Annotated in this window: 9 protein-coding genes; 8 read left to right on the forward strand and 1 reads right to left on the reverse strand. The window is 43.1% G+C overall.

All coding sequences use genetic code 11. The features are described 5' to 3' along the window. Positions 1 to 101 precede the first annotated feature (101 nt). The 8 genes from L696_RS0118145 (at position 102) to L696_RS31005 (ending at position 8093) form a co-directional block, all read left to right on the forward strand. The gene (locus L696_RS0118145; protein WP_025684900.1) at positions 102 to 1598 is read left to right on the forward strand and encodes a hypothetical protein; all 1497 of its coding nucleotides are present in this window, start codon (positions 102 to 104) and stop codon (positions 1596 to 1598) included. A gap of 21 nt (positions 1599 to 1619) precedes the next feature. Beyond that, positions 1620 to 2717: a pentapeptide repeat-containing protein gene (locus tag L696_RS0118150; protein WP_025684901.1), complete on the forward strand. Its 1098-nt coding sequence runs from the start codon at positions 1620 to 1622 to the stop codon at positions 2715 to 2717. Positions 2718 to 2733: 16 nt separating this feature from the next. After that, the gene (locus L696_RS0118155) at positions 2734 to 3237 is read left to right on the forward strand and encodes an imm11 family protein (RefSeq protein ID WP_025684902.1); all 504 of its coding nucleotides are present in this window, start codon (positions 2734 to 2736) and stop codon (positions 3235 to 3237) included. Between the two features lie 11 nt (positions 3238 to 3248). After that, complete coding sequence (locus L696_RS0118160) at positions 3249 to 3893, forward strand: hypothetical protein (protein WP_025684903.1); 645 nt, start codon at positions 3249 to 3251, stop codon at positions 3891 to 3893. Between the two features lie 16 nt (positions 3894 to 3909). Beyond that, positions 3910 to 4302 carry a DUF4280 domain-containing protein gene (locus L696_RS0118165; RefSeq protein ID WP_025684904.1) on the forward strand — a complete coding sequence of 131 codons (393 nt, stop codon included), beginning with the start codon at positions 3910 to 3912 and terminating at the stop codon, positions 4300 to 4302. 27 nt (positions 4303 to 4329) lie between these two features. Then, complete coding sequence (locus tag L696_RS0118170) at positions 4330 to 7101, forward strand: HNH endonuclease (protein WP_025684905.1); 2772 nt, start codon at positions 4330 to 4332, stop codon at positions 7099 to 7101. Between the two features lie 21 nt (positions 7102 to 7122). After that, a complete protein-coding gene (locus tag L696_RS0118175; protein WP_025684906.1) occupies positions 7123 to 7572 on the forward strand; it encodes an SMI1/KNR4 family protein in 450 nt (149 codons plus the stop codon). A 233-nt stretch (positions 7573 to 7805) separates the two neighbouring features. Next, a complete protein-coding gene (locus tag L696_RS31005; protein WP_025684907.1) occupies positions 7806 to 8093 on the forward strand; it encodes a hypothetical protein in 288 nt (95 codons plus the stop codon). Between the two features lie 29 nt (positions 8094 to 8122). On the opposite strand, the gene L696_RS0118185 is transcribed toward L696_RS31005, so the two are convergent. Further along, positions 8123 to 8945 (reverse strand): recombinase family protein (locus L696_RS0118185; RefSeq protein ID WP_025684908.1); only part of this gene is annotated, 823 nt, incomplete at its 5' end.

An 8945-nucleotide genomic window follows, 5' to 3' on the forward strand; every position in this document is an offset into this window, starting at 1 on the left:
GAATGGGCCATTCTGTAAACTTAATCTCTCTTTTAACCGATAAATACATATGCTGGATTTAGAATGTCACTTACTAAACACAACTATAGAAGGAGACACCTATGGAAAATATCGTGACTTACGGTCATATCGAAATCATGCCTTATGAATTCGTTCGCCTTCATGAACTTAAAATTTTAAAAACAGTCAATGACCATGCCCGAATGATCTGTACAGGCATTATCTCGGAGAAAAAGCGAGAGCTGTATGTACGTGCTTCGGATGAAGAAACTCAGGTCAAAGCTTTTGTCACGGATAAAAATGGAAATCGACAACCCTTGTTTCGAGGTATTGCCTTAGATGTGGAGGAAAAAGTCGTTCACGGGGTTCATTACCTAACCGTCGAAGCCATATCTCATACCTACGAGTTAGATATTAAGCGGCATCAACGCTCTTTCCAGAACCCCAAGCTCACCTATACGGGTCTGATCGAAAGTATTGTGTCGGACTACTCCAAAGCCGAAGCCATGGATGTGGTGTCCCATAAGAAGCCTATCGGCACCTTTATCATGCAATACGATGAAACCGACTGGCAATTTCTGAAACGAATGGCTTCCCACTTCTACTCTCCACTCATTCCTGCGGTGGGCTATGGCGTGCCGAAGTTTTATTTTGGCCTGCCTATGGGACTCAGCAAGGGTGAAATACAATCTACCAATTATAAAGTAACTAAACGGGTAGCGGATTATCAAACGGCCTCGGAGAACCATATCCCCGGCGTGCGTGATGCGGATTTTATCCAGTATGAAGTTGAAACGGAAAAGTTGCTAGAGCCTGGCTATGAAGTGACTTTTAAAGGCCACCTTTTGCTGGTCGCTGAGGTGCTAACGGAGATGAAAGACGGGGTGCTGACCCATACCGCCAAGCTGTCACCACGAAGCGGCCTACGTCCCATTAAAGATTACAATCGCTCTATTATCGGCGCTTCCATTCAGGGCAAGGTACTTAGCGTTCGTCGGGACAAAATCCGTGCCAAGCTTGATATGGACGACCAGCAGGACCCCAATACCGATTACTGGTTTCCCTACTCTACCATTTATGCATCTGCGGATAACACGGGCTGGTATTGTATGCCTGAGGACGGGGACAGCATCCGTATCTATTTCCCCAGTTATAAGGAAGAAGAAGGGTATGCGATCAGCTCGGTTAAAAGAGAACTGCAGCATTCGGTAGAGAGACCCTCTGCTCCTGGGCATGCATCAGCAACCTCAGCGCATTCGACTGTATCTTCTTCGGCTCTGTCCGCAGCCCCGCCTGCACCAGATCGCATGGCTGACCCTGCTATTAAGACGTTGCGGACGAAATATGGCAAAGAAATCATGCTAGCCCCGGATCAAATCGTCATCTCAGGTAATGGGATGTCCATTGTGATTAACGATAAAACCGGCATTGATATCGTAAGCGGAAAAAATGTAAATATCAGCGCAGGCTCTGATATTGTACTGGCATCTAGCAGTATCCAGCTTTCCGCTGGAAAAATCGAGTTATCCGGTAAAGGCAACACCATCACGCTGGAGGATACCACTACCTTATCCGGCACGGAAATCAAAATGAATTAATGAAAGGAGGGAATCAGCGAAGTGGATAAACAAGCGGCGCTAAAACAGATCTATGAACATGATTTTGTACCTCTTTTGGAAGAAAACTTACAGGCTCTTGAAGCTGAATTTCAACGAAATAAAACCATCCTCACAGTAGACCTAGTGTCCGCGTTTCGTGAAATGTGTCAGCTCATTAAGAACATGCAGGACAGAAATGAGAAAGCCCCCATCGGTTATATTCATTTTTCTATGTTACGTACATCTATTTTAGATCAGACGTATCTCTATGTTATCGAAGCCTATTCGGATGAATGGTATTTCGATCAAGTCAATTGCACGGTAACATACGATGCCTCATGGGCCTTCCGTTCTATAGCTTCCATCATCGATGTACTTGACCAGAAACGAAAACCCTATATCCGTCTGCTGAATCGCGCGGATGTAGAAAGGATGGTATGGAGCTCATCTCACTATTTTCATCAGTTTATTGCCACTCTCCTGCGCTTAGCCGTTCACCAGATGATTGAAATGCCAGAGTATCAGTCCATCCAAAAGGCGAAGTGCTTATTCATCAGAATTGGCGAGTTCAAGGATCAAAGTGAGCAAGTGTACATCGAAGACCTCGTGCCATTACATGAGAATGACTTAAAACAACGATTACTGGACGAAGGCGAAACAGAGCATCCTTTCGAAAATGTAAAAGGCGCTACACTTCGAGATCTGCGAATGGTGGAAAAAGATCTGCGCTACAGTGATTTTGGTATGGGCGATTTTTCAAACAGTCAATTTAGAAACTGTGTATTGCTAGGTACAACGTGGAGAAACGCCAACCTTAGAGACGTAGATTTTAGCGGTTCGATCCTGAGTGATGCCGATTTCTCAGGCAGCGATCTACGGGGTGTCCATTTTTATGCAGTTAAAGGCAACGTTTTTCGGGAAGGTAGCTATCGAACAGGACTATTAGGCATTCGCTTTACAAACGCCAATCTGGATGGTGTCAACTTAGTAGGAGCTCATTTTGGGGAACAAGTCGATTTTAAGGGTGCCTCCATGCAAGGAACAATGCTTTCCAAATCAAATCAAGAACATTTCAGACTCAGCCCGTCGCAATTACAGATGGTTCAGTGGGTGGATTAACCAAGGGGGCGATAAAATGCAGCGCTACTATGTATTGTTGGAAGATACCCGAATTCCTTACAAAATACAACCTTCCTCCTTACCCAGAAACACGTCCTTTGAAGATTTTCCTCCCGTGCAAGTATTGGATATGACCGTTCCTATACATGGGGAGTTTTCGGATTGGTTGTCTGTCCCTACAACCTTATTGTCCAACGCAATGAAACGCATCTTGGCAAAATACAATGTGCAAGCCCGCTTCAAACGGGTCTATCTGATCGACCGAAAAGACAACCAGTCAGCACTATATTGGATGCCTTATGCCCCAGCCATGGATGTACTATCTCCCCGTGCTGAGTTCGACCTACAAGGTCAATATATTAAACGGCTCGTGTTAGATCGAGAAAAGGTTCAAGGACAGCATTTTTTCACCATACAGGGGATCAGGGAGCCCTACTTTATCATCAGTATTGAAGCCGCTGAAAGTCTGCTTCGACGTAATCTGAGCGGATTCAGACTTCAATCTGTGGAGCTTGCTTAGGAGGAATATGGATGACAACAACGTATTGGGACGAAATCTTTCTAGATCAATTTAACGAACGCAAGTTACAAGAACAGTTACAGGCTGCGGGAGAAGAAGATTGGATGCTGTTATCGGTAGATGAATGCATCAAGGGAATATCCCAGGGAAGCTTGGTGCTACATAACGATCAAAAGATACCAATACAAGTCAGAGCAGCTTTTGCCGATCAAATGACGTTTCCCCTCCCCTGCTCTTTCACAGAAACAACAGGATTCGACAAACAAGGAGGTCGGAATCCTCATCGGGTCATCTACCGAGATCAGGCACAAGGAGTTAGTTTGGGCTTACATTGGCGGGAAGAGCCGCTTCATCAGGAGCAAGTGTTATGGATGCAGCAACAACTGGCCCGTGGAGCCAAAAAGCTTCAGCCAGACATGCAACTAATTGAAGAAAACACGTTAGAACTAGAACAGGGGCTTATCGCCTGTTATGAAGCTTTATTTATCGTCGATCCTCATCCCTACTATCAAATCGTATTCGTTCGTTCATGGCAAGGACGTGCGTTCACAGGAAGTATTCAATTCAAGCTGGAGGACGCTCCGTTATGGCATCCGCTATCATATGCGATCATCCGCTTGATCCATTTTGTAGAGCATAATCATGAAATGAGTTAGATAAGGAGGAAAGTCTATGTTTCTGCCGATCATTCTCCAAGCGCTAGTCTCCGGTATGTTAAGTGGCGAATACTCTTTTGTTACACGGGGTGCAACGCTGAAATGCACTCAAGGAACCGATCCTGGTGTCCTCAACCTGATGATCGACCATGGCATATACAGTCAAAATGAACCGTTATTGAATGTTGCCGATGCCGTCTGTGGTGCCAACATCAGTAAAGAAGGAGCCTTTGGCTTTTGTAAAGTGACAGGAGACGTTTGTAAGCCAACGATTCCTTTTGGTTCCAAATGGAGTGATGGCAAGGAAGATGTACTCATCGAAGGAGAGCAGGCACTATTAAGTAAATCTACGCTGGTATGCTCTTGTGGGGGCATGATTTCCATTGAGCAAGACGGCCAGGAAGGATAGCTATTTTGTCGCAGAAAGGAATCATTTATGGGAGAAATATCAACAGGTTTACTCACCTATCAGGATATTCGGTTCAGTTGGCCTTACGGTTCTGTACGCCTGAAACAGGTGAAAGTGAACCAGCAATTGGGTGATCACGCCAGACTCATCGTGACGGGGCAAATGAACCCCGAGCAGGAAGACACCATCATCCAAAAAAGCAGCAGTGACGATCCCGTTGAATTGTTATTTAAAGATGAAAACGGAAAAAAGCAACCCTTATTCAGAGGACAACTATATCATGTGGAAGTTCAACACGTACATCAAGACATGTATGTCACAATTGAAGCCATATCCCATACCTTTACTTTAGATACACAATTGAAGAATCGCTCCTTTCAGCAAGTCAATCGTAACTATACAGATATCGCGCAAGAGGTGCTTTCCGATTATCAAGGTTCGGATATGCTGGATGAAGCTTTTGGCAAGAAGCCAACGGGGCAATTCATCATGCAGTATCAGGAGACGGATTGGACTTTTTTGAAACGTCTGGCTTCTCATGTTGGGGCTGTACTTGTCCCGAATATAACCGCTCATCGCATTCAAGTTTGGATCGGTATTCCTCAAGGACGTCGACAGATTGTTTTAAAAGATGTACCTTTTCGCATGCGACGACAGATTACCCCGTATTTAAACCATGCTGCGAACGGAAGAGCGAATACCTCCGCAGAGGACTATACCAGCTACACCTTCGAATGGCCTGAAATGCTGCAACTGGGCGATGAAGTCAAACGTTCTGGTCTTACCTATGTCATTACCAGAAGGACAGGCATCATGACAAACGGCTTAATGACCTGGTCCTACGAATGTGTCTTGCCACAGGGTGTAACCATCGCCAAAACATATAATCAAACCATTATCGGCGCAGCGATTGAAGGAAAAATCCTGGAAGTCAGCCGTAATCAAGTTCGCCTTCATTTGGATATGGATAAGCACCAAAATCCCAAGGATACCCAGTGGTTTCCCTATTCCGCAGAAGGCAATCAGGTCTGGTATCTGATGCCGGAAAAAGGCGCTCAGGTAAAACTGTATTTCCCAAGCGCAAATGAAGACGATGCTATGGTAGTACAGTCCGTACGGCTTGACCCTCCATCCGCTCACTCGGCGTCTGTTGCTTCTCCAAAAGGAGTAGATTCAGGCTCCATGCAACAACACCATGAACAGACTATGGCAGATCCGGGAGTCAAATCCTTCCGTAACCCCCAAGGCAAATCTTTTACGCTGGGGGATTCCGAGTTGAATATGAGCGCCAAGGAAGGCATGCTGTATATCTCCATGAATGCTTCCCATGGCGTAAGTCTAAGCAGCACGCAGAGTGTACAGATTCAGGCCAGCGGCCATCTAGGATTAAATGCACAATCCATTACGTTAAAGGGGACAAAAGGATTATATGTAAACACATTATCGGATGCGATTGAGTTGAAAGAGAATGTCAATGCACTCAGCTCCAAAATTGAATTAAAAGCCTCTACACATAAGATGCATTCCCCACTGGCTTCAGCATTTGAAATGATGGTAGCTGAACACGGATTGGAGCAAGTGAAACAGAACAGAGTGGATGCAAATAGTGATTCTCGGTGGAAGGGAGTAAGAGATGCGGCAACCTTATCCTTTATAGAATTGTTAATAGATGATGTTTTGGGAGAAGGCACTGCCGATAGATTTAAATATGGTGCCGATTACCCTGAAGAACAGAAACGACACCAAATTCAATACACAAAAGATCTCCTCCAATTCAATAAATCTTTGGATACTGTTATAGATGATGCAAAGCAAGTTGGGCAAAGTTATGTTGATCCTATGATTAAAGGCGCAGAGACCCTCAGTATGGATAAGCTTACTACTTCAGCCGATGAAAATTATTATGCAGGTGCTTCTCAATTTCATGGTGTTACACGTGTAGGGGAAACCATTATCCATATTGCAGAACTAGTTGAAGGAGTTAAATCACTCAAAAATATTGGAAAGATAGTCAAGTCTAAAAAAATACCCATTACCGAATTTTCAAGTCAGTCTTCCAAACAATCGAGCATTCCCTCAGCCCCTTTAAGTGCTGGGAAGTTTAAGACGAATTCGAGTATTGTCCCTAAACCGATTCAGCCCTTAGGGGGTTGGATAGCACAAACGGGCAAAAAAATGGACAGGCAAGGTGCGAGAAAGAGTCCATTTCAATTTGCACATGATGGTCCTGACCATAAGAGGCTTGATGTTCGTAAATCTACGAATGGACCACGTGAGCCAGTAACACCTGAGAGACAAAAACAGATTGATGCGTTAAAATCAGGAGAGTACTCTGGTAAGAGTACTCAGCTAGCAGGTGAAGTTAAAAGCTTCACTAAAGAGATACTTGCAACAAAACCTAAAAATTCGCGTGATCCAGCTAAGTGGCTAAAAAAAGGCGGAAAGATTACAATTGATGAGAATGGAACTTGGACCTATATAAATAAAAAAGGGCAAGCTGTAAGTTATCCTGGAGGTTATCCAAATTTCACACCTTATGCACATCCTAAGGTAGAACCTGTTAAGATTGAGATTGCATCACCAACAAATCGTACAGCAGATTACAAGGCAGCAAACACTGAAGCCCGTTTGAGTAAAGATTCCGATCCGCCAATCTCAGCACAGAATAAGCCTCCTGAGGGTTACACATGGCATCATCATGAAGACGGAAAGACAATGATTCTAGTTGAGGAGAAAATACATGCAGAATTTACTCATAGTGGAGGAGTATCTAAAATAAACGGAAGAAATAGTAAATAAATATTATAGGAGGATATAAACATGGCACAAATGGAAGGCTCACACCCCCCCCTCACATTAGAGGAAATTGAAGAATTTGAGATAGAGCATGATGTAAAATTTACTGAACAGTATAAGAAGTTCTTACAAGAGTCTAACGGAGGTTATCCCGTACCAAACATGTTTAAAATTTCAGATGAGCAAGGTGAAGATGTTTTAAATGTATTCTATGGTATAGGAGATATGTATAGTAACTTAGAGGATTATTTAGATATATATGAAGACAGACTACCACAAGGATTTATTCCAATTGGAAATGATCCTGGGGGAAATGTGATTTGTTTAGGAACAAATACAGAGTACTATGAGAAAATTTACTTTTGGGATCACGAAGAAGAGTCTGAAGATCCTGATGATATGAGTAATATGTATTTTCTTGCGAATACAATTTACGATTTTCTAGATTTAATGCACGAGGATTCTGAGCAATGATATGATAAGTCGTTTACTGTGGCCAACATAGCAAACACAAATTTATTTATAACATTTAAGAAACACAAAGGCTTATTCCAACTTGATCTAATGAGTAGGAATAAGCCTTTACATGTTCAAAAACAGTAACTAAGTAACATAGCAAGCCACTTACTTTACAAAACAATGACTTGCCATCCTTCCCCATCAGAGTTAACATACACACACTTCAACCACGGGAGGGAAAATGTGTTATGTCAAATTGGCCAGATTGGTTTCTCGAAGCGTTACGCCAACGATTTTATGAATTAGAACTTGCCAGTGAAAAACAAGCCTCATATTCAACAGAGGACAAAAGTCTATTCACCCAAATGGATCAATTCAAAACCAACCAAAACGAGGATATTCAACATCTGCTATCCGAATGGGAAGAAGCCATAGGCTATCAGTTAAGTCAGGACAAACAGTCCATCTATATGGAAGGAGTTAAAGACGGGATTCGATTGATTCTTCCCGTCATACAACCCACAGTTACTCGTTAGCCTATTTATCGCATTACCCTATGATTTTTTTAGTCCAGTATCTCGTCTATGCTCATTCCACTTTTCAAGGTAAAAACAAAATGCGCTGGTGAGAGAATCGTGATCTTCTCCACCAACGCATTAAATAGGTTATCATCAAATTGTTCCAGTATATCCTGCTGTGTGCTTAGTACTTGGATAATTTCATCGACACGTTCCTTGATTTTTGCTTGCTGCTCATGCTCCTGCTCCAGTGCCAGCTTCTGTTGTCGCAGCTCGTTTAGCTCACTGGAAAGCCTGTTTGTTTCTTCTTCATATACGGCCTCATCAATTTGATTCCGTAGCTTGAGATTCACTAATTCCTTCAGGTCGGATTTCAATTGTTGCATCTGTCCTTCGATGTCTAATAACGATGTTTGCTCTACTCTGCTGGAAAGTACCGATTCAATATTGGCTTTCAACGTCTTCATGAATCCTTTCTTATTCTCATACATCCGATTGAACAATCGTACAAACGCGGAATGTAAAACTTGTTCATCGACTGATTTGGCATCACATGCTGCTTTACCTTTATTGACATACGTTTTGCATTGCCATACCACTTTTTTGGATGGGTTATTGCTGTTCCAGGTTCGGCGTTTAAAAATGGCTCCACAGCATCCACAATATACTTTACTGCTCAGTGCATATTTACTGGAGTATCTTTTACTCTCCCCCATCACACTCCCTTTTAGCTTGGCTCTCCGTTCCTTTTCCTTTTGCACCGCTTCAAATAGTTCCTTCGAGACAATCGGTTCATGGTTATTCTCAATTAAATATTGCTGCTCCTGTCCTTTATTCCTTACTCGTTTGTGGGTTAGAAAATCTACCGTT

The organism is Paenibacillus maysiensis (genome assembly GCF_000520815.1).
GTDB classification, from domain to species: domain Bacteria; phylum Bacillota; class Bacilli; order Paenibacillales; family Paenibacillaceae; genus Paenibacillus; species Paenibacillus maysiensis.

What these genes read in the sequence shown, in the direction of transcription:
- L696_RS0118155 (WP_025684902.1), top strand. Translation starts at nt 2,734, where the DNA reads ATGCAGCGCTACTATGTATTGTTGGAAGATACCCGAATTCCTTACAAA.
- L696_RS0118160 (WP_025684903.1), top strand. Translation starts at nt 3,249, where the DNA reads ATGACAACAACGTATTGGGACGAAATCTTTCTAGATCAATTTAACGAA.
- L696_RS0118145 (WP_025684900.1), top strand. Translation starts at nt 102, where the DNA reads ATGGAAAATATCGTGACTTACGGTCATATCGAAATCATGCCTTATGAA.
- L696_RS0118170 (WP_025684905.1), top strand. Translation starts at nt 4,330, where the DNA reads ATGGGAGAAATATCAACAGGTTTACTCACCTATCAGGATATTCGGTTC.
- L696_RS0118175 (WP_025684906.1), top strand. Translation starts at nt 7,123, where the DNA reads ATGGCACAAATGGAAGGCTCACACCCCCCCCTCACATTAGAGGAAATT.
- L696_RS31005 (WP_025684907.1), top strand. Translation starts at nt 7,806, where the DNA reads ATGTCAAATTGGCCAGATTGGTTTCTCGAAGCGTTACGCCAACGATTT.
- L696_RS0118165 (WP_025684904.1), top strand. Translation starts at nt 3,910, where the DNA reads ATGTTTCTGCCGATCATTCTCCAAGCGCTAGTCTCCGGTATGTTAAGT.